The sequence below is a fragment of the Phocaeicola faecium genome (assembly GCF_014837055.1).
Classification (GTDB): Bacteria; Bacteroidota; Bacteroidia; order Bacteroidales; family Bacteroidaceae; genus Phocaeicola; species Phocaeicola gallinarum.
In genome coordinates, this window is sequence record NZ_JACSPQ010000019.1 from 64,947 (window position 1) to 90,320 (window position 25,374).

General features: G+C 47.9%; 18 protein-coding genes. 7 read left to right on the forward strand and 11 right to left on the reverse strand.

The annotated features are described in order from the left end of the window. Positions 1-31: 31 nt before the first annotated feature. Positions 32-1,018 (reverse strand): glycoside hydrolase family 43 protein, encoded by a 987-nt coding sequence (locus H9626_RS12635; RefSeq protein ID WP_410554400.1) that lies wholly within the window; start codon positions 1,016-1,018, stop codon positions 32-34. 259 nt (positions 1,019-1,277) lie between these two features. Here H9626_RS12635 and H9626_RS12640 point away from each other — a divergent pair, with 259 nt between their 5' ends. Both H9626_RS12640 and H9626_RS12645 read left to right on the forward strand, forming a co-directional pair. Continuing rightward, entirely contained in the window at positions 1,278-5,462 is a 4,185-nt protein-coding gene (locus H9626_RS12640; protein ID WP_191710714.1) for a hybrid sensor histidine kinase/response regulator transcription factor, read from the forward strand. Positions 5,463-5,693: 231 nt separating this feature from the next. Beyond that, the gene (locus H9626_RS12645) at positions 5,694-6,713 is read left to right on the forward strand and encodes an arabinan endo-1,5-alpha-L-arabinosidase (protein ID WP_191710715.1); all 1,020 of its coding nucleotides are present in this window, start codon (positions 5,694-5,696) and stop codon (positions 6,711-6,713) included. 85 nt (positions 6,714-6,798) lie between these two features. On the opposite strand, the gene H9626_RS15605 is transcribed toward H9626_RS12645, so the two are convergent. The 9 genes from H9626_RS15605 to H9626_RS12690 all read right to left on the reverse strand — a co-directional run bounded on the left by H9626_RS15605 (position 6,799) and on the right by H9626_RS12690 (position 13,119). Further along, complete coding sequence (locus H9626_RS15605) at positions 6,799-6,897, reverse strand: DUF5053 domain-containing protein (protein WP_497801154.1); 99 nt, start codon at positions 6,895-6,897, stop codon at positions 6,799-6,801. Continuing rightward, the gene (gene folK, locus H9626_RS12655) at positions 6,890-7,357 is read right to left on the reverse strand and encodes a 2-amino-4-hydroxy-6-hydroxymethyldihydropteridine diphosphokinase (protein ID WP_178256800.1); all 468 of its coding nucleotides are present in this window, start codon (positions 7,355-7,357) and stop codon (positions 6,890-6,892) included. The genes H9626_RS15605 and folK overlap by 8 nt, the downstream gene beginning before the upstream one ends. Before the next feature lie 256 nt (positions 7,358-7,613). Continuing rightward, on the reverse strand, positions 7,614-8,669 hold the full coding sequence (gene queA / locus H9626_RS12660) for a tRNA preQ1(34) S-adenosylmethionine ribosyltransferase-isomerase QueA (RefSeq protein WP_178256799.1): 1,056 nt from the start codon (positions 8,667-8,669) through the stop codon (positions 7,614-7,616). A gap of 17 nt (positions 8,670-8,686) precedes the next feature. Next, positions 8,687-9,391, reverse strand: coding sequence for a tRNA pseudouridine(55) synthase TruB (gene truB / locus H9626_RS12665; protein ID WP_178256798.1), 705 nt, complete (start codon positions 9,389-9,391; stop codon positions 8,687-8,689). Further along, positions 9,391-10,248: an undecaprenyl-diphosphate phosphatase gene (locus H9626_RS12670; RefSeq protein ID WP_178256797.1), complete on the reverse strand. Its 858-nt coding sequence runs from the start codon at positions 10,246-10,248 to the stop codon at positions 9,391-9,393. Before H9626_RS12670 ends, truB begins: the two co-directional genes overlap by 1 nt. Then, a complete protein-coding gene (locus H9626_RS12675; RefSeq protein WP_178256796.1) occupies positions 10,248-10,496 on the reverse strand; it encodes a DUF3098 domain-containing protein in 249 nt (82 codons plus the stop codon). Before H9626_RS12675 ends, H9626_RS12670 begins: the two co-directional genes overlap by 1 nt. 31 nt (positions 10,497-10,527) lie before the next feature. Further along, positions 10,528-11,397 (reverse strand): cell division protein FtsX, encoded by an 870-nt coding sequence (locus H9626_RS12680; protein ID WP_191710716.1) that lies wholly within the window; start codon positions 11,395-11,397, stop codon positions 10,528-10,530. A gap of 5 nt (positions 11,398-11,402) precedes the next feature. Next, positions 11,403-12,302 carry a class I SAM-dependent methyltransferase gene (locus H9626_RS12685; RefSeq protein ID WP_249052693.1) on the reverse strand — a complete coding sequence of 300 codons (900 nt, stop codon included), beginning with the start codon at positions 12,300-12,302 and terminating at the stop codon, positions 11,403-11,405. A gap of 367 nt (positions 12,303-12,669) precedes the next feature. Beyond that, entirely contained in the window at positions 12,670-13,119 is a 450-nt protein-coding gene (locus H9626_RS12690; protein WP_178256794.1) for a cupin domain-containing protein, read from the reverse strand. A 356-nt stretch (positions 13,120-13,475) separates the two neighbouring features. Here H9626_RS12690 and H9626_RS12695 point away from each other — a divergent pair, with 356 nt between their 5' ends. Then, positions 13,476-16,805, forward strand: a complete 3,330-nt coding sequence (locus H9626_RS12695) for a glycosyltransferase family 117 protein (protein ID WP_191710717.1) — start codon at positions 13,476-13,478, stop codon at positions 16,803-16,805. 176 nt (positions 16,806-16,981) lie between these two features. Here H9626_RS12695 and H9626_RS12700 read toward each other — a convergent pair whose 3' ends face one another. Beyond that, positions 16,982-17,881 carry an IS982 family transposase gene (locus tag H9626_RS12700; protein ID WP_191710718.1) on the reverse strand — a complete coding sequence of 300 codons (900 nt, stop codon included), beginning with the start codon at positions 17,879-17,881 and terminating at the stop codon, positions 16,982-16,984. 129 nt (positions 17,882-18,010) lie between these two features. On the opposite strand from H9626_RS12700, the gene H9626_RS12705 reads away from it, so the two are divergent. The 4 genes from H9626_RS12705 to gltB all read left to right on the forward strand — a co-directional run bounded on the left by H9626_RS12705 (position 18,011) and on the right by gltB (position 25,356). Further along, positions 18,011-18,619, forward strand: coding sequence for a polysaccharide deacetylase family protein (locus H9626_RS12705; RefSeq protein ID WP_178256792.1), 609 nt, complete (start codon positions 18,011-18,013; stop codon positions 18,617-18,619). A gap of 81 nt (positions 18,620-18,700) precedes the next feature. Then, positions 18,701-19,483 carry a 4Fe-4S binding protein gene (locus tag H9626_RS12710; RefSeq protein WP_191710719.1) on the forward strand — a complete coding sequence of 261 codons (783 nt, stop codon included), beginning with the start codon at positions 18,701-18,703 and terminating at the stop codon, positions 19,481-19,483. 3 nt (positions 19,484-19,486) lie between these two features. Continuing rightward, positions 19,487-20,626, forward strand: coding sequence for a tRNA 2-thiouridine(34) synthase MnmA (gene mnmA, locus H9626_RS12715; protein ID WP_191710720.1), 1,140 nt, complete (start codon positions 19,487-19,489; stop codon positions 20,624-20,626). A gap of 209 nt (positions 20,627-20,835) precedes the next feature. Then, entirely contained in the window at positions 20,836-25,356 is a 4,521-nt protein-coding gene (gltB, locus tag H9626_RS12720; RefSeq protein ID WP_191710721.1) for a glutamate synthase large subunit, read from the forward strand. The last annotated feature ends 18 nt before the right edge of the window (positions 25,357-25,374 follow it).

The following is a 25,374-nucleotide window of genomic DNA, read 5'->3' on the forward strand; positions in this document are numbered from 1 at the left end:
ATTATAGTGCGTGACAAATATAATAAAAAAATTATTTAAAAACTCCTTCTGTTGTCATCTGAATGCGCTTGATTGTGCCATCCGGATTATATTCTAACAGGTCGGCACAAACGGCACGGCGGAATCCGCATCCGTGAGGGTTGATGCTTCCGTTGTGATAGATGAAATAAGTCTTTCCTTTGAACTCGATAATTGCTTGATGATTGGTATTCGAGTTTCCTGCCAGTTCGTTCAATATTCCCTTATATTCCCACGGGCCGTTGATGTTTTTGCTCATGGCGTAACAGAGTTTTTCCGGAAACTCGGAAGCAAAAGACAGATAATACCATTCACCGTGCTTGTGTATCCATGGGGCTTCTGTATAGCGCGGAAGGTTAATCGGCATGATGGGACCGTCTAACTCAATCATGTTTTCTTTCAGCTTGGCATAATAACATTGTGTATTGCCCCAGAAAAGATAAGCTTGTCCGTCATCATCGATAAACACTGTGGGGTCGATGTCGTCCCACGGAATGGAAGTGTATTGGGTAGTCATGTCGTTTGTAATCAAAGCTGAACCGCGTGCATCCTTAAACGGTCCTGTTGGCGAGTCGGCCACAGCCACACCGATGGATTTTCCGGGGATGGTGGCATGTTCTACGGTAACATACCAATAGAATTTGCCGTTGCGTTCGATGACCTGACTTGCCCATGCTTCGCCTTTTGCCCATTTAAATTCTTTGGCTTTAAACGTATAGGCATGTTCGGTAAAGGTCTTCATGTCTTTGGTAGACAGGATGCACCATTCGTTCATCAGGTAATACTGTTCGGGTGCAGGGCACTCATCATGTCCGGCATAAATATATACTGTACCGTCGTATACCATAGCAGCAGGGTCGCCTAAATATTTGTAACTTACAATCGGATTGCCGGTGGCAACAAAGGTGGTGTCTTTCTCCGCAGCAGAAATGGCGGAAGTAACGGCTGTCAAAGCCAAGAAGCATAAAAGTTTTTTCAGTGTGTTAAACATGTTTTTCATTCTTTTTTTGATTTCTGTATGTAACACAGACAAGCATCATGATACTTGTCTGTGTCTATACAATTAACTAACCTCTTTCTATAAACCGGTATGAGTGGCTTATTACGGATGCAAAAATAGAGGGCAACTGGTGTTGGGAGGTGGACATTTAATTTTCTTTGGTGGACTTTTAGCTCATTGTCTGTATTTTCCTTAGATTGGATTTGTTCTGATGATTGGGAAGAATTATATTTGTTGACGGAATGAATAAAGTTGTAATATGAAAACCCACATCTTGTCGTTGTTGTTATTGATTGTATTTTCTTTTGGAATGAAAATGCCGGTTTCCTCTCAGAATGGAGACGGGCGTTATCTTTTTATGCATTTGACAATGGACGATGGCTTGCCCCAGAATTATGTGGAAGATCTGATGAAAGATAGTCAGGGCTTTCTTTGGGTTTCAACCGGCGGCGATGGGGTTACGCGCTACGATGGTTACGAGTTTGTTACTTTTAATACCTTTTCGGGAGAGACGAGGTTAAAGAATAATTTTGTCAGGAAATTCTGTGAAGACCGTTACGGACGCATTTGGATGGTGGGTGAACGGGGGCTGGATATTTTGGATGTGAAGAGTCTTCATAAAGTGGAGCCGCAAAATTTAGGAGAGAAATTCGCCGCATTCCATATCAGATATTCCACTTTTGTTTATTGTTCGGAAGCAGGGAATATTTGGATGGGGGCAGACAATGGATTGTATAAAATATCTTTCCAGCCTGACGGAAAGGTTGATGCCATCGTAAAGATTTGCGACCTTTATTTATATAACCGCAGTCTCGCTTTTTGTGAAACAAACGGATATATCTGGTTCGACTATTTAGGGCGTCTTTGCTTGGTAAAAGAGTCTTCTTCCATGCCTCAGCAGCCTTTACCCTGTCCGGAATCATTGTCTTTGCCGGTCAATACAGTAATGCTTTGTATGTTTTATTGGCAGAATGATATGTGGATAGGTACGAATACCGGTTTGTATCGGTATAGTGTCAATTCGGGAGTTATGAAAACGTATCAGTACGAGGAGAATAATCCTTATTCTTTGTCGCAGAATTATATTACAGATATAAATCTTACTCCGGACGGCATGTTGGTTGTAGCCACACTGAAAGGTCTTAATTTATATAATGCTGTAACAGATGATTTTATTAGAATCCAGCAGTCGGAGGCAGGGAATGATGTATCCGGATTGAATTGTAATTTCATCAACTGCCTGTTGGTTGACGACAACATGGTATGGGTAGGTACGGAAATCGGAGGTTTGAATAAAATGATTCCTTCACGCTTGCAAATACGTAATTATCGCCATTCGCAACTGGATAAGAGCAGCCTGTCAGGGAATCTGATAAATGCAGTTCTTGAAGAAAAAGACGGTACTCTTTGGGTCGGAACGGTAGAAAGGGGGTTGAATGTACGCCGTCCGGATACAAAGGGCTTCGAGCACTATACTACGGCATCGCCTGCGCATTTGAGTCATAATTCGGTAAGTGCATTGGCTTCTGACGGGCAAGCGCGTCTTTATATCGGAACATGGGGAGGAGGATTCGGATGGGTGAATAGTAAGAATCTGGCAGATAAAAGTTTTCATCATATAACCGTGCCCGAAACTCCCGGGTTAGAACAGTCATTTATCGGTGTCTTGCTTTTCGATTCTATCAATCGTTTATTATGGATAGGGACGAGTAATGAAATTTTGGTTTACGATCCTCAAACAGAAAAAGTAAGCGATCCGTTTGGCGGAAAACGCAAGGAAAATATTTTTGGTGCCTTAGGCGGATGTATCACTCGGGAAGGAGTGTTATGGATGGGAACATCGGCCGGGCTTTATAAAATCGATTTACATTCTTATAAGAAAGGTACGCTTGATTATGTGCTGTACGACCATAAACTGGATGAACCTTCGGTGGCGGTTGTCGAGCGTATTACGTCTGTTTTTCAGAGTAAAGACGGTAACGTATGGGTAGGGACAAACGGAAATGGTTTTTATCAGGTTACCGAAGACAAGAACAGTTGTCGGTTTAAGGCATATCGTGTTAGCGATGGACTGATAAACAATAGCGTGCGTGGCATTTGGGAAGATAATGAAAACCATCTTTGGCTGGCGACTAACAACGGATTGTCTTGTTTTTCTCCCAAAGAAGTTTCGTTCCAGAATTATACGAAACATGACGGACTTCTTTGTAACCAGTTTTATTGGAATGCTACCGGGGGCTCGTGTAACGGGGCTGTTTATGCGGGAAGCATTGAAGGGCTGTCGGAAATTCGTTTGATGCCGAGGGTAGAAGAGGCTGTGGCTTCTCCTTTGGTATTTACAAATCTGCATAGCTTCGATCGGAAACTCTCTTTGGATGAGGGTAAGCTATGCCTCCATGAACGTGACAAGTCGATTTCCATCAGTTTCGCATCGTTGGATTATAACCCTTCCACGTTAGCATGTTACACCTATCGTTTAGAGGGATTTAATGATAACTGGATTACTATGCCTGCCGGTCAGCACGCGGTCACATATACGAATCTGCGTCCGGGTAAATACACTTTCCAGTTGCGTTACTCCTCGGATGGGAAAAACTTTGTTTCTCCTGTTCGCGAACTTTCCATCGTGGTGCAGCCTTATTTTTATAAGACAATCTGGTTCAATCTGATTGTAGCATTCATCTTGCTGTTTTTCTTGTATTGGCGTTATCGCGCATTAAAGAATCAGCAGAAGTTGCTCCATACGATGGTTGAAGAGCGTACACATGAATTGGAAGAACAGAAAAAGTTACTTTCCGACCAGACTTTGGCTTTGTCTCGGCAGAACGATTTGCTGCGCGACTCGAATGCAAAGATAACGACTCAGAAAAACAAAATATTGGAGATGTCTCGTAAGCTGGAAGCGATGACGGTAGACAAATTGGCCTTTTTTACGAATATCACTCATGAGTTTCGTACTCCGCTTACGCTGATAGTGGGACCTATTGAGCGTGCGCTGAAGTTGAGTTATAATCCGCAGGTTATCGAACAGTTGCAGTTGGTAGAACGTAATTCGAAATATCTTTTGTCGCTGATAAACCAGTTGATGGACTTCCGCAAACTGGAGGAGGGACGGATGAAAATAGCCGTAAACCACGGCAATCTGAACCGTTTCTTGCAGGAATTGATGCCTTCGTTTACCGATTATGCCTTGAATCGGGAAATTGATTTGCAGTTTTATGTACGTTTGCATAATCCGTATATGATGTTTGCCGAAGATGTCATGCGCAAGGTGCTGACCAATCTTATCAGTAATGCACTGAAGTTTACTCCCAAAGGAGGGCGTATCGGAGTCTACGTGGCGGAACTGAGCGGTTCGGGAGATGCAGGGCGACTGTTTATCAGCGTGCGCGATACAGGTAAGGGGATTCCTCCTGCCGACATCCATTTAGTCTTCGACCGTTTTTACCAAGCGGACAACCAAAGTCTTGATTCGATAAGCGGACAGAGCGGCACAGGTATCGGGCTGTATCTCTGTAAGCGGTTGGTGGAATTGCTGGATGGCAGTATTTCAGTGAAAAACAACCGGAGGCATGGAGCTACATTTAGAGTGATGCTACCGATTACACGCGCTACCGACGAATCATTTAAGGAAGAAGATGAGGAAAGTGGAGAACCTCGTTTCGATATTCCGCGCAACAGTAAACTCACCATGTTGGTTGTAGAAGATAATAAGGATATGCGCGGTTATATCCGTTCGATTCTGACGGAATATTATAATGTATTAGAGGCTTCGCAAGGGGAAGAGGCGTTGCAGGTATTGAAATCGTATGATGTCGATTTCATTATCAGCGACCTGATGATGCCTGTCATGGACGGTATGGAACTTTCGCGCCGTGTAAAAGGTGATTTTGCCATCTCGCATATTCCTTTCCTGATGCTGACGGCGAAAACATCAGATGAAGCGCGCTTGGAGAGTTACAAGATGGGGGTTGACGCTTATCTGCTGAAGCCTTTCGACGAGAATATGTTGTTGGCGCGTATCTCGAATATCCTTGAAAACCGTAAGCGGTTGCAGCAGCGGTTCTCAATCGAAATGGATGCCGACCGGTTGGGGATTGAAGAAGGGTCGGGTGATAAGAAGTTCCTTGATAAAGCAATGAAAGTGGTAAAAGGGAACTATAAGAATCCGGAGTTCGAGGTAGGCGATTTCATCCGTGAGATGGGTATCAGCAAGAGCCTGCTGAATAAGAAGATGCAGAGTCTTACGGGGCAGTCGGCAGGTCAGTTTATGCGAAATTACCGGCTGAATCTTGCACGTGAACTTTTGCTGAAAAATAAGGTGAACCGTACGATGAACATTTCTGAGATTGCATACGAAGTGGGATTCAATGACCCGAAATATTTCACGCGGTGCTTTACCAAGCACTTCAACGTTACGCCCAGCAGCCTGCTGGAAGAGTAGTTTATGTATGCTGAAAACGCTTGCGGAAGCAAGGAATATTTCTATTCGGAAGGTTAAGTAACTTATGCGGTAAGACTGACCGGTTCTATGGGTAGTATTTTCCGGCGGGAATACGTTTGTCCACCCTTTTCGTTCTTTTTATCTACTTCGCGAGGGGTGAAAACTTTTAAATTTGTAGACAAAGAATCGATAACCGATTAGAAATTAATTCATTCTTAATATTTTACCATTATGAAGCATAACTTACTACTATCTGCGTGCTTGCTGGTTGCAGTAAACGCTGCGTACGCCGATACTCCGGTAAAAACGGCAGTTCCTTCGCGAGAGATTCCGATAGAGCAGGTCATGACACACGACCCGGTACTTGCACGGCAGGGAGATCGATTTTATCTTTTCGCCACGGGCGAGGGGGTTTCGGTCATGTCATCGTCCGATTTGAAGACTTGGAAGTTTGAGAAGCCGGTTTTTGAGGAAGCTCCTCAATGGGCGGTAGATGCCATAAAGGGGTATCACGGACATACGTGGGCACCGGATATTATTTATCACAACGGCTTGTATCACCTTTTTTATTCTTGTTCGGCTTTTGCCAAGAATACTTCGGCTATCGGCCATGCCACTAATCCTACGCTCGACCCTTCTGATGCACGGTTTAAATGGACGGATCAAGGAAAAATCATCCAGTCTGTACCTAACCGGGATATGTGGAATGCCATCGACCCTAATATCATTATAGACGAGGCTGGCACACCGTGGATGAGTTTCGGCTCGTTTTGGGATGGTATCAAAATGGTGAGGCTGACAGACGATTTGGCACGAGTTGCACAACCCGAAGAATGGTATTCGCTGAGTCGTCGCGAGCGTTCGTTTGAGTTAGACGATAAAGATCCGGGCGACGGAGCGGTGGAAGCTCCTTTCATCATGAAGCATGGCGATTATTACTACCTTTTTGTTTCGTTCGATTACTGTTGTAGGGGGATGAAGAGCAACTACAAAGTAGTAGTAGGACGTTCGAAAACTGTTACGGGTCCCTATCTGGATAAAGATGGGAAGTCAATGGCTCAGGGAGGCGGTTCATTAGTGATTCAAGGAAATACTGATTACGTAGGAGTGGGACATAATGCAGCCTACCATTTTGATGGAAAGGATTATTTTATCTGTCACGCTTACTCTGCGAAAGAAGACGGTGCTCCTAAACTGATTATCCGCGAAATGACATGGACACCCGACGGATGGCCTATCGTAGCGTGGTAAACATAACAATCCCCCTTCCCGATGTTTAGGCATGGAGAAGGGGGATTGTTTCAGGAAAATATTCAAATATCCTGATCGGAGAGGGTTATATCGAATCGGCGGCACGGCGGATACGATTGGATAAATCGTATAACGCCTCACGGAGTTGTTGTTTGTTCATCGTGATTCCTGTTTTATTATTCATTGGATTTGGGAGAAAGTTCTTTCAGTGGTTTGCCGAACAGCGGGTGGATTTCGTTTCCGGCTATTTCTATAAGAGGAAGCATTACGAAGTCTCGTTCCGTCATGAGAGGATGAGGCAACGTCAGCTCAGGCGTCTTGACTATGCAGTTGTCGTACATCAGTAGGTCGATGTCTATCAATCGGTCGCAGTATGTTCCGTTTACCGATTTAGTAGTACGTCCCAATGTCCGTTCTATTTCTTGGGTAAGCCGTAATACTTCAAGCGGCGAGTATGAGGTTTCCACCTCCGCCGCAGCATTAAGGAAATCGTTATCAGACGTAAATCCCCACGGAGCCGTTTCATAGAAAGATGATTGCGATATAACTTTCCCTATTTTTTCGTTTATCAGTTTGATAGCCTGTGTCAGGTTGTCCGGTTTGTTTCCTAAATTTGTTCCTAATCCTAAATATACTTTCGGCATACGTTATTACGTAAAAACAAGGGCGGGTCAACCCCGCCCCACATATAATGATGCTTAGAGCCTGTTTAAATTTTCCGATTAAGTATTTTCATCCGCCCCTTTTTGAGTTTGTTTCCGGTTTGTTTCCCCGTTTTTACTCGTCAGATAGCCCGCTATCCTCCTCGTAAAAGCCGAAAAACATCCTCGAAAACAATTCTCAAACCGCAGGCAGAGCAAAATTTAAACAGGCTCTTAGTAGATGGTTGCTCCCGAAAATTTACTTTTCCAGAATCAGCATGGCGTCGCCGTAAGTACCAAAACGGTAATCTTCTTTCAGCGCCGTCTGATAAGCGTCCATAATCAGTTCATAACCACCGTAAGAACATACCAACATGAGCATGGTAGAAAGCGGCATGTGGAAATTGCTTATCATGGCGTTTGCTACCGAGAAGTCGTAAGGCGGGAAAATGAATTTGTTCGTCCATCCTTCGAATTCTTTCAGGTGTCCGTCTGTACCTACGGCTGTTTCGATGGTACGCATTACGCTGGTGCCTACGGCGCAGACCTTGTTTCCACGGTCTTTTGCTTCGTTTACGATGCGGCAGGCTTCAGCATCCACAAACATTTGTTCAGAGTCCATTTTATGTTTAGTCAGGTCTTCCACGTCGATGTCGCGGAAATTACCTAACCCGCAGTGCATGGTGATAAAAGCAAAGTTGATTCCTTTTATTTCCATACGTTTCATTAGTTCGCGGCTGAAATGCAGTCCGGCGGCAGGAACGGTTACAGCACCTTCGTTTTTCGCATAGATGGTTTGGAAACGCTCTTCGTCTATCGGTTCTGCCGGACGGTGGATAAACGGAGGAAGAGGCGGTTCGCCCAGCGCATAAAGTGCTTTCTTGAACTCGTCGTGCGGTCCGTCATAAAGGAAGCGGAGCGTACGTCCCCTCGAAGTGGTATTGTCAATGACCTCTGCCACCATCGAGTCGTCTTCACCGAAATAAAGTTTGTTTCCTATACGGATTTTACGTGCCGGATCTACCAAAACATCCCAAAGGCGAAGCTCTTCGTTCAGTTCGCGCAAGAGGAATACCTCGATGCGCGCACCGGTTTTTTCCTTGTTTCCGTATAAACGTGCCGGAAATACTTTGGTGTCATTAAAGATAAACGCATCTTGATCATCGAAGTAGTTCAATATATCTTTGAACATAACGTGCTCTATCTCCCCGGTAGCTTTGTGTACCACCATCAGGCGAGACTCATCTCTGTACTTGGCCGGATAGAGTGCAATTTTCTCTTCCGGCAATTTGAATTTGAATTGTGACAGTTTCATCTTCTTCCTTTCTTTCCTTAATCGTTTATAACATCAATATCTTGTTTCTCAAGCCATGCTTCAAAGCCGTCAACCTGCATACAGTCTGCCAGTTTCACATCGCCCACACGGGTGCGGATAAGTCCGGTAAGGTGTGCTCCGCTGTGGAGTGCTTCGCCGATGTCGCGTGCCAATGCCCGGATGTACGTACCTTTGCTGCAAACCACCCGTATTTTAATTTCCGGCAGGTTACACTCCAGCAGCTCTATTTCGTCGATGACGAGTGTTTTCGGTTTCAGTTCCACCTCTCCGCCTCGCCGTGCAAGGTCGTAAGCGCGTTTGCCGTCTACTTTGCAAGCCGAAAAAGCCGGAGGTATTTGTTCGATTGTACCGACAAATTTCTTTAAAACGTCCTCTACCATTTCAGGAGTGATGTGTTCGGTAGGGTAAGTTGCATCGATTTCTTTTTCAAGGTCGAACGATGGCGTAGTGGCTCCCAACTGCAGTGTGGCGATGTACTCCTTGGTATGATATTGGAACTCCTCTATACGTTTTGTTGCCTTTCCGGTGCAGATAATCATAACCCCCGTAGCCAACGGGTCGAGTGTTCCGGCGTGTCCCACCTTTATTTTCTTAACTCCCAGCTTGCGACTGATGTGATATCTTATTTTGTTGACTACCGCGAACGATGTCCATCGCAACGGTTTGTCGAAATATAAAACTTCTCCTTCTTTAAAGTTCATCAAGCCAATTCCAAATTATAACCTAAAAACGACATTATCAAAATAATAGCCCCAACGATAATCCGATACCATCCGAAAGCCTTGAATCCGTATTTCGTAACGAAATTGATAAAGAATTTGATGGCAAGCAGTGCCACGATAAAGGCTACGATGTTTCCAACAATCAGCGGGGTAAGATTGTTTGCTATGATTTCCGTTCCGCCTTCCATGAACAGCTTTGCCATTTTATATACGGTAGCGGCAAACATGGTGGGCACGGCAAGAAAGAACGAAAATTCGGCTGCTGCCTTGCGGGTGAGCTTCTGTGCCATACCTCCTACGATGGTTGCCATTGAGCGCGATACTCCGGGAATCATGGAAATACATTGAAACAGTCCGATAACGAATGCCCGTTTTTCCGTCATTGGCGTATCCTCGCGTCCTGTACCGAAAATGCGGTCGCAGAACAACATGAATATACCTCCTACAATCAGCATCACAGCCACTACGGTTACGCTTTCCAGCATGGCATCAATGGCATCGCTGAACAGCAGGCCCAAAACGGCTGCCGGAATGAATGCTACCAGCAACTTCCAGTAGAAATCAAACTTATGTATAAACCGTTTTACGGCAGAAGCACCTTCGGGAGCCGGTTTGTGATTCAGACGGAAAAAGCGTTTCCAATACAGGCATACCACCGAAAGAATGGCTCCGAACTGTATGATGAAGGTGAAAGCCTTGACAAATTCCGTACTTTCTACTCCCAAGACGTGTTGTGCGATAATCATGTGTCCGGTAGAAGAAACCGGAAGGAATTCGGTAAGACCTTCTACTATCGCGATGATAATCGTTTGAAATAAGTTTAAATCTCCCGCCATTAGTGTTCGTTTTTAGAAGTTGAGTCATCGGCCGGTTTGCGCAGGATGCCGTAAATCATGAAGATAAATCCGGCAAAACATACGATGGGGGCTACTTTGACCCGCCGTACGCTGAATATGTCCGGGTTGAACGCCGTTTCCGACGAACCGGAACCACTCATCAGCAAGAAGCCGATGATGATAACTACCATGCCGATGGCAAGCAATAGAAAGTTGGTCTTATCAAAAGCAAAGTGTTTTTTATCCATAATGGTAATAAAAAAGTTTAGTGAATATCCGTTACATACAATATAATTCGTTGACTTTCATCCTCAGGTATCTGTTGATGGAAATCAGGGCACAAAGTCCGGTGATGGTAACTCCGAATATGAAGACGGCACCCATGACCACCGCCATGACAGTAGGTGTGATGATTTCTACCAAGTCGGGCTCGTATCTGACAAGGAAGTACGCCATTCCCATGAGCAGGGCGTCTGCCAGTGCAGCAGCCAAGATGCCCACCCAGATATTACGCACAAGGAAAGGTCGCCGGATGAATCCCCATCCTGCGCCTACCAGCTTCATGGTATGGATGAGGAAACGCTTTGAGTAAATGGTCAGGCGGATGGTATTGTTGATTAAGGCAAACGAAATGAGTGTCAACAGCGCCGCCAGCCCCAGTAATACCACACTTATTTTCTGTAAGTTGCGGTTCACCGAGTCAATCAAGTTTTGCGGGTAGTTTACCTCAATAATATTTTTATTGTCCATCAGTTTCTCCTGAATCCAGCTCAGGCTGTCAGAGTTGATGTATTCTGCTTTGAGCTTTACTTCGATGGAAGCCTCGAAAGGATTATACCCCAGAAATTCGGCAGGGTCTGTCCCCATGGCGCGCGTCTGCTCCTGCAATGCCTGTTTCTTGGAAATGTAGAAAGTCTGTTTTACAAAAGGTTCGGAGTTTAATTTTTCTTGAAACCCGATAATCTCCTGTTCTTTTATCTGGTCATCGAACACGATGGAAAACGTAATGTTTTCGCGTACGTACGCCGAAAGGTTTCCGGCAGCCAGTACGAAAAACACCACCATCCCCAATAAGAGCAACACCAACATGGTGCTGATGGCAGAGGTGATAAACTGCATATCGAAGAACGAACCCGTTTTTTTTTCCATCGTAATCATTGTTTTTTTCTGAAGACATAAATCATCGAGCTGCTCCGGTCTTTTTTCGCAAGAGAGGCAGCCCATGCTTTTGCTCCGGTTATCATTCCTTTCAGCACGTAGCATGGCGTCTTTTTATACTTTTCCGTAAGCATCGATACGTAGAACGCATCGAAAGGCATGGGGCGCCGCTGGGTTAAGATAAACCCATGTTTGGCCCCGAACTGCTGCATGGTGGAAGGCGTAAAATGCCATAAGTGGCGTGGAACATCGTATGCTGCCCACATTTCCTTATATTTTTGTGCGTCAAACGAATCTGCATTGGGTACGGCTATAATCAAAACGCCACGGTCTTTCAAAATGCGCCCCAGTGTTTCCCACGTTTCGTTCAGATGCTCCAAATGTTCCATCACGTGCCAAAGCGTAATGGCATCAAACGACTTGTCGGGATATGTGCCGAGCGTTTCGGGCGTATCAATGTCTAAGCCGAAATGTTCCTTTGCGAAAGCGCGTGCCTGCGGGCTTTTTTCAATGGCAGATACCCGCCAGCCTTTTTTCTGCATGAAGTGGGGGAAATATCCTGTACCCGTACCGATATCCAATAAATATCCGCGGCTCAATCCGCAGCTATGTTTGATAAGGCGGCTTTTCCTGCCCAACATGTAGCGACGAACATAATGGTAAACGCGGTTCATCAGCCCTTTGTGGGTATCAGTATGCGAAATGTAGTCCGGGCTTTCGTAATAACGTCCGATTTCGTTTTCCGCCGGAACCGATTGGGTGAATAAGAAACCACATGTCCGGCAGCGGCATATCTCGAACGGTTCTCCCGTTGCATAATGATCCTTACAGGTCATTACCGACTCAAACTGGTCTTTTCCGCAGAGCGGACATTTATTTATCTTAAATACGTTCACTTTAAACCCTAATTTGGTGCAAAATAACAAATAAATCAGGGATGGCACGATTTTCTTTAAACGTTTTTAAGAGTTAAAGGTTGAAAAGCGGGCAAACAGTGATGAAATAGGCGACTGAAAGGAGGGTATTGCCCGCCAGAGACGGGTGGCGGACGGCATTGATTTGCTAAGTTTTCGGTATGAAATTTATAACTCGGCAGGCTGGGTTGTACGACCCGCCTTAGTGAGTTATATAACCCGGCAAGGTGAGTTGTATAACTCTCCATGCCGGGTTATAAAATTTGTGCTTATGCTTTTATAAATCCATTTCGGAAAGTGCGGTTTCCTTATGGAATGCACCGGTATTGGTTTGCGGCGAAAAACGGTATTACCATTTTACCGGTTCGTTTAAGATGCATCCGTCGGCCGCATCTTCGGGTGTAAACGTATTGCCTTTATATTGTACGCAGAGCATGATGAGCGGCGATGTTCCGTTGTTGCGTACGGAGCGTTTTCCGTCCGGTGCCACACGTACTACGCTGCCCTCCTGTATCGGGAATACCTGTCCGTCTACCTGAAATTCTCCCGTACCGCTCAAGAAGAAATACAATTCTTCGTGTGTTTTGTGGGTGTGGAGGAAACCGGTTTCTGTGCCGGGTTGAAACATTTGGAATGAAAACTCTCCGCCTGTGGCTTGCAGTGCCGTGCCGCCGAATATTTTTCCGGGGATTTTTACATCCGGTCCTAATTCCAATACATAATTGTTCAGTTCGTTTAATTTGCCGATGTTGATGGCACTAAAATTCGCAGCTGTTGCGATTGGTTCAATCTGTTTCATAATCTTCTTGTTTTTATAGGTTGGTTATTCGCTTTGTATTGTATTCTTACTCTCTTTTCGATACTACAAAGGTATGTTTCATTTATCTAATAAACAAGAGGTTACAAAAGTGTGTGTTAGTTACCTCAATCTCACTTTTGCAGAAAAACAGCAGGTTATTCCGGTAAAAAAGATGAAAAAAATTTTTCCTTCCGTGCTTCTTTCGGAAAGGCTTGTGCAGAGGAAACGGGGGAATATTCGCTGCGCCGTACACGTTTATCTTTTCTTCCTTGATAAACTTTAAGACAATGAACGCTTTTCAGTAGTAATATCTTTACTATCTTTGCGGCTATTGAACAAAAAACAAGCATTTAATAATGAAACAGTACAACAAGATTAACAATCTGGTAGGTTGGTTAGCCTTTGTCATAGCGGCGGTGACGTACTGCATGACCATCGAGCCTACTGCCAGTTTCTGGGATTGCCCGGAGTTTATCACTACAGGCTATAAGCTGGAAGTCGGACATCCGCCCGGCGCACCGTTTTTTATGTTGACGGCTAATCTGTTTAGCCAGTTTGCATCCGACCCTTCGCACGTGGCGATGATGGTTAACATAATGAGTGCACTCATGAGTGCGGCGTGTATTCTTTTCCTCTTTTGGAGCATCACGTACTTGGCAAAAAAACTGATTTGTCCGAACGATGCCGACCTGACCACAGGAAAAGTTATAGCCATTATGGGTTCGGGCTTGGTAGGAGCATTGGCTTATACGTGGAGCGATACGTTCTGGTTCAGTGCCGTAGAGGGTGAAGTATATGCCTACTCCAGTTTGTTTACGGCATTGGTATTCTGGCTCATCCTGAAGTGGGATAACCGTGCAGACGAACCTCACAGCGACCGCTGGCTGATTCTGATAGCTTACCTTACGGGGCTTTCTATCGGTGTCCATCTGTTGAACTTGTTGTGTATCCCTGCCATCGTATTGGTTTATTATTATAAGAAGCATCCCCATGCCACGCTGAAAGGCAGTCTTGCGGCACTTGTAGGTTCAATGGTGCTGGTGGCTGTGGTGCTGTATGGCATTGTTCCGGGAATCGTGAAGGTAGGCGGATGGTTCGAACTGCTGTTTGTCAACGATTTCGGGCTGCCGTTTAATACCGGACTGATTATTTACATCATTATCCTTGCGGCAAGCATTATATGGGGAGTTTACGAGAGCTACACCGTGCGCAGCCGTAAACGTATGAACATCTCTTTCCTCACCACGGTAGGACTGTTGGGCATTCCTTTTTATGGTCATGGATGGGGAAGCGTGCTTATCGGTGTCATCGTATTGGCTGTTCTTGCCATTTACCTGTTCGCCAACCTGAATGAGAAATACCGCGTCAGTGCCCGTACCATGAATACCAGCTTGCTCGCGCTGATGATGATTGTGGTAGGTTATTCTTCGTATGCGGTTATCGTGATTCGTTCGTCTGCCAATACGCCGATGGACCAGAATTCTCCCGAAGACATCTTCACGCTGGGCGAATATTTAGGACGTGAGCAATACGGAACCCGCCCGCTGTTCTACGGGCAGACGTATGCTTCCAAACCTGCTCTGAAAGAAGTAGACGGGGGATGTATGTACGATGTCGTAGAAGGCGCTCCCGTTTACCAGCGTAAGGAAAAAGAATCGTCCGATGAAAAAGACAGCTACGAAGTGGTACGTAACAAGACGGAATACAGATATGCGCAGAATATGTTATTCCCGCGTATGTGGAGCGATGCGCCCGGACATCCGCAGGCATACGAGGACTGGCTGGGAGGCATCGACGGAAAAGAAGTGCCCTACGACCAGTGCGGAACCATGATGACGGTAAAAGTGCCTACCCAGTGGGATAATATCCGCTTCTTCTTTATCTACCAGTTGAATTACATGTACTGGCGTTACTTTATGTGGAACTTTGCAGGACGTCAGAATGATATACAGGGACAAGGCGAAATCGAACACGGAAACTGGATTACCGGTATTCCGTTTATCGACAATGCCTTGATCGGCGACCAATCCTTACTGCCCGACGAGCTGAAAAATAACAAAGGACACAACGTGTTCTTCTGCTTGCCGCTGATATTGGGACTCATCGGACTGTTCTGGCAGGCCTATCGCGGCGAACGGGGCATCCAGCAATTCTGGATTGTATTCTTCTTGTTCTTCATGACCGGATTGGCCATTGTGCTGTATTTGAATCAGGCTCCTCAGCAGGTACGTGAGCGTGACTACGCTTATGCCGGTTCGTTCTACGGGTTCGCTATCTGGATAGGTCTGGGCGTTGCTGCCATTGCCGAATTCCTCCGGAAGAAGATGGGCGAGAAGCCGGCAGCTGCATTGGCAAGTGTGGTTTGCTTGTGCGTTCCGATACAGATGGTAAGCCAGACATGGGACGACCACGACCGCAGCGGGCGTTATACTTGCCGTGACTTCGGACAGAACTATCTGAACTCTGTGCCCGATAAAGGAAACCCCATCTTGTTTACCAACGGCGATAACGATACTTTCCCCTTGTGGTATAATCAGGAAACCGAAGGTGTGCGTACGGATGTACGGGTTTGTAACCTGAGCTACCTGCAAACCGACTGGTATATCGACCAGATGCGCCGTCCGGCATACGACTCGCCTTCTGTACCTATCGACTGGGAACGTATCGATTACGTGTCCGGACACAACGAGGCAGTCTATGTGCGTCCCGAAGCAATGGAAACCATCAACAACTATTACAAGCAGAATCCGGAAGAGGCAAAGAAAGAATTCGGTGACAATCCCTACGAACTGAAGAATATCCTGAAGTATTGGGTACGTAATCCGAAGGACAGCGAATTGCAGATGATTCCTACCGACAGCCTCGTGATTAAGCTGGATAAGGAAGCCATCAAGCGTTCGGGCATGATGACTCCTGATTCCATTCCCGATTACATGCACATCTCACTGAAAGGCAAACGTGTGCTTTATAAGAGCGAACTCATGATGCTTGAAATGCTTGCCAACACCAACTGGGAGCGTCCGCTGTACATGGCGATAACCGTAGGCTCGGATAATCACCTGAACCTGACAAACAACTTCCTGCAAGAAGGATTGGCTTATCGCATTACGCCGTTCGATAACACGAAGACAGGACGACGTGTTGATTCGGAAAAAATGTATGAGAACCTGATGAAGAAGTTCAAGTTCGGCGGCATCGATAACCCGGACATTTATTTGGATGAAACCACACTCCGCATGTGCGATACCCATCGCCGCATGTTCGTGGTATTGGCAAGCCAGCTTATCCGCGAGGGCAAGAACGACAAAGCGCTCGAAGTGCTTGATTACTGCGAAAAAGTAATCCCCGGCACTACCGTTCCTCACGATTATATCATGAGCAGTTCGAAAGAAATGGCTGATGACTATATTAAGCTGGGACATCCGGAAAAGGCAATGACTATCTTGGAACATCTGGCTAAAAATTCTACTGAATATATCCGGTGGTATTTGAGTTTGGATGATGTGCGTTTCGCTGCCTCATACGAGAATTGTATGCGTCATTTTTACATTCTGGATGATGTATGTAAGAGCATGGCTAATGTGAAATCAGACAAGGGAGGAGAAGAAAACCATCCTTCGTCATTGCGTTATACGAAGACGTTCGAGAATCTGTACAAGCAGCTCGAACAGCGCGTAGGCAAATAACCGGATGCTATATACTTTCCTTACGGGAAGTCTGTGCAACAAATAATGAAATCATAAAATTGCAGGGGCGGGAGTTTTCCGTCCGAAACATTCGTCTTAATCGGTGTGTTCGGGCGGAAATCTCGCCCCTGCAATCGTTTTAATGGATAAATTTACGTGAGTTCGGTATAATCACCTTATGCAATAAGCCTGCTTTTATCAATGATGTCAATATTGAGTGACGGTTTCTTAGGAAGCAGGTTGTATGCGATAAGCCCTGCAATCAGGTTGGAAGCAAAGCCGTCAATGCTGCGGTGCCTGGTATGTTCAATGTAGCAGACGTTCTTGAGTTCGTCGTTTACTGTTTCAATGAGCGCCCTTTTCCGCAGCAGGATTTTGTCGTGCAGGTCCATGAGCGAGTTCTTCATGTTCTTCTTGAGTTTGGTCACAAGGTGTATGTCGTCAATGAAAAGCTTTTCAAAAAGCTCCTGGCTTATGTATCCCCTGTCGGCAAAAATCTTGCCGAAAAGCCTTTGCGTAAAGTCCTTGTCCTTCAATGGCTCACGGTCGTCCACGTTCCCGGGCGTGAGCGTCCATTGTATTATCTCGCCACGGTCGTTTATCACTATATGCAGCTTGAACCCGTAGAACCATCCCATCGTACACTTGCCCTTGGCTGCCCATCCCTTCATCGTCCTGTGGCTGTGCGCACGCTTTATATTGCATGACTTCAACGGGGTGGAGTCGATGATGGATATTCCCGTACATTTACCCAACGCACATGTCTGCAGGAACAGCAAAAGATGGAGTCCTACCTTGGCCTGACGTTCTACGAAGCGGTTGTACGACAGGCGGTGTGGAAACTCCTTGCGCATGTGGTTGCACACGTAACCGAGGTAGAACGACTTGAGGTCGCGCTGGCGCATGGTATGGAAGAGTACGAGAATGGTCATTACCTCGCTGTCGGACATGAGGCACGGGCGGTTGCGGCGGCGTTTGCCGCAGGTGTCAAGCGTGTGTTTTTTCAGTTCAGGAGTAAAATATTTGCAGAACTCATCGAGAATACAGAAAATTTCTATTATATTTGCATCAGTCATGGGAATGGATGTTTTTATGTAACTTATTGATTGTCAGCTATAAAGATACTAAAAATATTTCATTCCCACAACTTTTTCAATAGTTTTCTTATACCGAACTCACGTTAAATTTACAATTATAACAGAATTATGCTTATTGAACAACCGCCCGCGCTGTTGCGGTTTCTTTATCCGCGAGCTTTGTGGCGAATGGATAAAACGGTAAAAGCTGTTTATTTGACTTTCGATGACGGACCGATTCCTCGTGTTACGCCGTGGGTGCTGGATGTGTTAGACAAATATGGCATCCGGGCCACTTTTTTCATGGTGGGCGATAACGTGCGCAAGCATCCCGAAGAGTACCGGATGGTGGTAGAGCGTGGACATCGTGTGGGCAACCATACGTTTAACCACATCCGGGGCTTTGAGTATTCAAGTGACAATTATTTGGCGAATACCGATAAGGCAAACGACTATTTACATACTGATTTGTTCCGTCCGCCTCACGGACATTTGGGCTGGGGGCAGTACCGCACGCTCCGCAAAAAATACCGTATCGTGATGTGGGATTTGGTAACCCGCGATTACAGCAAGCGGATGAACGGGATGCAAGTGCTTGAGAATGTAAAAAAATATGCGCGTAACGGTTCGATAATCACTTTTCATGATTCGTTGAAGTCGGAACAGAATCTGAAGTACGCCTTGCCCCGCGCCATCGAGTGGTTGCTTTCGCAAGGATATGAGTTTAAAGTGTTTTAAATTCTATTCAGACCGCCTGTGAAGTGAATTTTCGCCGGAAAAGGTTATCTTTGTTTTCATAATAACCAACTTCTTTTTAACATGAACACATATACTACTACGCAGCTTGTTTTTTTCTCGCCCACTCATACCTCTGCCAAGATAGCGCGTGCCGTGGGCGAAGGCATTGGAATGGGGCGGCGCATCGAAACCGATCTCACGCTGGATGAAGACCTGACACCCATCGAAATAAGAGATGCCCTGACGGTGATAGCTGTCCCGGTTTACGGCGGACGAGTAGCACCCGTGGCGCTGCAACGCTTGAAACGTTTGCGGGGAATCAATGCTCCCGCTATATTGATAACTGTTTACGGTAATCGCGACTATGAAGACGCGCTGTTAGAACTGCGTGACACGGCGGTAGAACTTGGTTTCATGCCCCTCTCGGCTGCTGCTTTCATTGGCGAGCACAGTTACAGCACACCTGCCCGCCCGATTGCATCCGGACGTCCCGACGCTTCCGATTTGCAAAAGGCCGAATGCTTTGGTCAAGACAGTTGGAAAAAACTCTGTGAGGTTTCCTCTTTGCCGGAACTGTTCGTAAAAGGAAATACTCCATACAAAGAACTCAAAGCCGGACAGCCTGCATGTCCCGTCTGTACGGAAAATTGTTTCGTATGCGGAGAGTGCGTTGAGGTATGTCCAACTCATGCCATTCGGGTGAGTGAAGATGGAAGCCGTATTGAAACCGATGTGAACCGCTGCATTAAATGCTGTGCGTGTGTAAAGGTATGTCCGAACGAAGCCCGGATATTTGATAATCCTTTCGCCGCTATTTTGCATGAACGGTTTAATGTACGTCGCGAGCCGGAATTATTTTTATAAAGTATGAAAGAAAAAGAAAAAAGAGTATTGGTGGGGATGAGCGGCGGAATAGACAGTTCCGCCGTTTGCATCCTGCTGCAAGAACAAGGCTATGAAGTAGTAGGAGTTACCATGCGTACGTGGGATGTTCCTTCTCATTTCTCTACACCCGGTCAGGAACAACCGGATGATGTATTGGAGGCGCAACGGTTGGCTGCCCGCCTCGGTATCGAACACCATGTAGCAGATGTGCGGAAGGAGTTCCGCCAAGTAATTGTACAGTATTTTATAGATGAATATATGAGAGGGCGCACGCCTAATCCCTGCGTAATGTGTAATCCTTTGTTCAAAGAGCGGATTCTCTGTGAATGGGCCGACCGTACAAACTGTGCATATATCGCTACGGGGCATTACTGCCGTTTGGAAGACCGCAACGGCTATCGTTACATTGTTACCGGCGATGATTCGACAAAAGACCAGTCTTATTTTCTGTGGAAACTTCCTCAAGAAATTTTGCGCCGCATGATGTTCCCGCTGGGTGGAATGACCAAAGCATCCGTGCGCGATTACCTCGCTTCGAAAGGATTTGAGGCCAAAGCAAGGGGAGGGGAGAGCATGGAAATTTGTTTTATAGATAAAGATTATCGTGAATTTCTACGCGAACATTGTCCCGATATTGATGAGCGTATCGGTGAAGGATGGTTCGTCGACAGCAAAGGAATCAAACTGGGCAAGCACAAAGGTTTTGCCTATTATACCATCGGTCAGCGCAAGGGACTTGAAATCGCTTTGGGTAAACCTGCGTATGTGCTGAAAATCAATCCGGAAAAGAATACGGTTATGTTAGGCGATGCCGAACAGTTGAGAACCCGCTACATGTTGGTGGAAGATGTCAACGTAGCCGATCGTGAAGAGTTGACAGCATGTCCCGACCTGTCTGTACGCATCCGCTATCGTAGTCGCCCTATATCCTGTCGTGTTCTTTGGCTTGAAGACGGCAGACTGTTAGTAAAGTTTGCTGAAGAAGCCTCTGCCATAGCACCCGGACAGTCGGCTGTATTCTATGAAGGTAATCGCGTGTTAGGTGGAGGATTTATAGCCTCCCAACAAGGAATAAAGAAGATAGCGGCAGAAAAAGAAATGCTTTTTCAGAATTCTTTTTGATAAAATGTAATCATTTTACTTGATTATTGTGATAAATTGTTATTTGTAACGTATGTATAGATGCAAATGTTAACCAATCGTTCCATGTAAGATATTTTGTGTATCGCCTTTTTGCTTTTCTCTTTTGTCTTTAGAAAGTTATATTCTATTTTTGCAATCAAACTGTTATTGATTAGTAGTAATAAGAAGATAAAAGAAAGCAAACACCAATGAAAAGTAGTAATTTTATTAGAGAGGAAAGTAAAGGCAAGGCTACGGGTTCGCAACGTACATTAGGATTGTATGATGCTGCGAACGAACACGATGCCTGTGGTGTGGGCATGATAGTGGACATCCACGGAAATAAGTCACACGAATTGGTAGATTCGGCACTGAAAGTATTGGAAAACCTGAAGCACCGTGGCGCTGAAGGTGCAGATAACAAGACGGGCGACGGTGCGGGCATCATGTTACAAATACCGCATGAATTTATTTTGCTGCAAGGTATCCCCGTCCCCGAAAAGGGGAAATACGGAACGGGGCTGGTATTTCTTCCTAAATCGTCCTCCGAACAGTCTTCCATTTTGCGTGTGCTGATAGAGGAGATCGAACGTGAGGGTTTGGTGTTGATGCATCTTCGCTCAGTTCCGGTAAATAGTTCGGTATTGGGTGCGAGTGCTGCCGAGACGGAACCGGACATCAAGCAAGTGTTTATTACGGGTGCATCGGCCACGGAGAACCTTGAGCGTACGCTCTATCGGGTGCGCAAACGGATAGAGCGGAGGGTTACGCACAAGGATTTTTATATCGTGTCGCTGTCAAGCCGTACGCTGGTGTATAAGGGGATGCTCTCATCGGTTCAGCTGCGGACGTATTTTTCTGACCTGACACATCCTTATCTGACAAGCGGCCTTGCCATCGTGCACTCGCGTTTCAGTACGAACACGTTTCCCACGTGGAGCCTTGCGCAGCCTTTCCGCCTGTTGGCGCATAACGGTGAAATAAACACGATACGGGGCAACCGGGGGTGGATAGAGGCGCGTGAGGGGGTGCTCTCCACGCCGCTGCTGGGTGATGTGAGGGATATACGCCCCATTGTGCAACCGGGGATGAGCGACAGCGCGTCGCTTGATAACGTGTTGGAGTTTCTGGTGATGTCGGGGCTAGACCTGCCGCACGCCATGGCGATGCTTGTGCCGGAATCGTTCAACGACAAGAATCCCATCAGCGAAGACCTGAAGGCGTTTTACGAGTATCATTCCATTTTGATGGAGCCGTGGGACGGGCCGGCGGCGCTGCTCTTCAGCGACGGGCGTTACGCGGGGGGGATGTTGGACCGTAATGGCCTGCGTCCGGCGCGTTACCTGATTACGAAAGACGGTATGATGGTGGTGGCGAGCGAGGCAGGGGTGATAAACTTCGACCCGGAGGCCATCAGCGCGAAGGGACGCCTGCAGCCGGGGAAGATGTTGCTGGTGGATACGCAGCAGGGATGTATTTATTATGACGAACAGATAAAGGAGGCTCTTGCCTCGGCAAAGCCTTACCGTCGGTGGCTGGCGGCGAACCGCATTGAGCTGGACACGCTGAAAAGCGGGCGGAAGGTGGAAAACGGGGTGGATGATTGTGCCCGCAGGTTGCGTGCGTTCGGCTTTACGCGCGAGGACGTGGAGCGCACCGTGGCGCCCATGTGTACGACGGGTGCCGAGCCTGTGGCGTCAATGGGTAACGATACGCCGCTGGCGGTGCTGTCGGGCTTGCCACAGCTTTTGTTTGGTTATTTCAGACAGCAGTTTGCGCAGGTCACTAATCCGCCGGTCGACCCCATCCGCGAGGCGCTTGTGATGTCGCTCACCGAGTATATCGGGGCGGTGGGAAACAACATCCTGCTGCCCGACGAGAGCCACTGCAAGATGGTGCGTCTGCCCCATCCGATACTGACGAATACGCAGCTTGACATCTTGTGCAACATCCGTTACAAGGGATTCAAGACGGTGAAGCTGCCCATGCTCTTCGAAGCGGGAAGCGGCGAGGAGGGGCTGCGTGAGGCGGTGGCGGACTTATGTAAGGGGGCGGAAGCGGCTGTGGACGCGGGTGCTAACTACATTATCCTGTCCGACCGTGGCGTGGATGCGGGACATGTGGCGGTTCCGTCGTTGCTGGCGGTAAGCGCCGTGCACCATCATCTGATATCGGTGCAGAAGCGGGTGCAGACGGCGCTGGTAGTAGAGAGTGGTGAAATTCGAGAGGTGATGCACGCGGCGCTGCTCTTGGGCTACGGGGCAAGCGCACTTAACCCGTACATGGCTTTTGCGGTGATAGACGGTTTGGTGAAGGGGGGCGACATCCAGTTGAACTACGAGACGGCGGAACGCAACTACATACAGGCGCTATGCAAAGGGCTTTACAAGGTGATGAGTAAAATGGGCATCAGCACCATCCGTTCGTATCGCGGGGCGAAGATTTTCGAGGCGGTAGGCTTGGGCGAGGGGCTGCTGAAGACGTATTTCGGCACGCCGTGTTCCACCGTGGGAGGCATCGGGCTGAAGGAGATTGCCCGCGATTACGAGACTTTCCATCGTCGGGGGTATGCTGCCGGCGAGGTGGAGGGGCTGTTGCCTCACGCCGGGTTGTCGGTTTACCGCAAGGACGGGGAGCGGCACGCTTGGAACCCGGAGACCATCGCCACGCTACAGCTTGCCACACGCACGGGTAGCTACGCGCGCTTCAAGGAGTTTACGGCGAAGGCAGACACGGAAGGAAATCCGGTTTTCCTGCGCGACTTTTTCCGCTTCAGGAAGAATCCTATCGATATTAGCAAGGTGGAGCCGGTGGAGGAGATCGTGCGTCATTTCGTGACGGGTGCTATTTCGTTCGGGGCAATCAGCAAGGAGGCTCACGAGGCGCTGGCGCTGGCGATGAACAAATTGGGGGCGCGCAGCAATACGGGCGAGGGAGGAGAGGACTCCGCGCGTTTCCATGCCACATACGACGGCATACCACTGTCGAGCAAAACCAAGCAGGTGGCTTCGGGACGCTTCGGTGTGACGGCGGAATATCTTGTCAACGCCGAGGAGATACAGATCAAGGTGGCGCAGGGTGCCAAGCCGGGTGAGGGCGGGCAGTTGCCGGGCTTCAAGGTGGATGAGGTGATAGCCCGCACGCGCCACTCCATCCCGGGCATCTCGCTGATTTCGCCCCCGCCCCATCATGACATTTATTCGATAGAGGACCTCGCACAGCTTGTCTTCGACCTGAAGAACGTGAACCCGAAGGCGTACATCAGCGTGAAGTTGGTGGCGGAAAGCGGAGTGGGAACGATTGCCGCGGGCGTGGCAAAGGCGAAGGCAGACCTGATCGTGATTTCGGGTGCGGAGGGAGGCACGGGGGCTTCTCCGGCTTCTTCGGTGCGTTATGCCGGCATCCCGCCCGAAATAGGACTAAGCGAGACGCAGCAGACGCTGGTGATGAACGGGCTGCGCGGACAGGTGCGTCTGCAGACCGACGGGCAGCTGAAGACGGGGCGCGATGTGATTTGCATGGCGCTGCTGGGGGCGGACGAGTTTGCTTTCGGCACGGCGGCGCTCATCGTGCTGGGCTGTGTGATGATGCGCAAGTGTCATGCCAACACGTGCCCGGTGGGGGTGGCCACGCAGGACGAACGCCTGCGCCGCCGTTTCAGGGGACATTACGAGTATGTGGTGAACTATTTCCGTTTCCTTGCCCAAGAGGTGCGCGAGTATCTGGCGGAGATGGGCTTTACGAGGCTGGAAGACATCGTGGGCCGTACCGACCTGATCGACATTGCGCCGGCGAAGGGTGGGAAGGCTGCGCTGCTTGATTTCAGCCGCTTGCTGCACAAGGTGGATAACGGTTCGGCGCTCCACCACGTGACGGACCAGCACCACGACATCGACCATGTGATGGACGTGGGCATGATTGCCGCCGCTAAGGAGGCTCTGGAACACGGCAAGGAGGTTTCGCTGGAGTATGCGATAGCCAATACCGACCGCTCGGTGGGAGCCATGCTGTCGGGGGAGGTAGCTGCAAGGTATGGCAACGCGGGACTGCCCGACCAGACCATCAGCGTGAAGTTCAAGGGCTCGGCAGGACAGAGCTTCGGGGCGTTTCTGGCTCATGGCATCAGTTTCAGGCTGGAAGGCGAGGCGAATGATTATTTAGGCAAGGGACTGAGCGGCGGACGCATCTCGGTACAGCCTCCCGTGCGCAGCGGATTCGTAGCAGAGGAAAATACGATAGTAGGAAACACGCTGCTGTATGGTGCCACCGGCGGGGAGGTTTACATCAACGGCCGTGCGGGCGAACGTTTTGCCGTCCGTAACTCGGGAGCCATCGCCGTGGTGGAAGGCGTGGGAGACCACTGCTGCGAGTACATGACGGGCGGAAGGGTAGTCGTTCTGGGCGGAACGGGACGCAATTTCGCGGCGGGAATGAGTGGCGGAGTGGCTTACGTTTGGGACAAGAACCGCAACTTCGATTATTTCTGCAACATGGAAATGGTGGAATTGTCGCTCCTTGAAGATGCTTCCTCACGCAAGGAACTTCACGAGCTGGTGCGTCAGCATTACCTGTACACGGGCTCGCAGCTTGCACGCACGATGCTCGACAACTGGAATCGCTACATCGACGAGTTCATTCAGGTTACGCCCATCGAATATAAGAAGGTGCTGGCAGAAGAGCAGATGCGCAAGTTGCAGGAAAAGATTGCCGAAGTGCAGCGCGATTATTAACCGTGTGAATGACTTAAA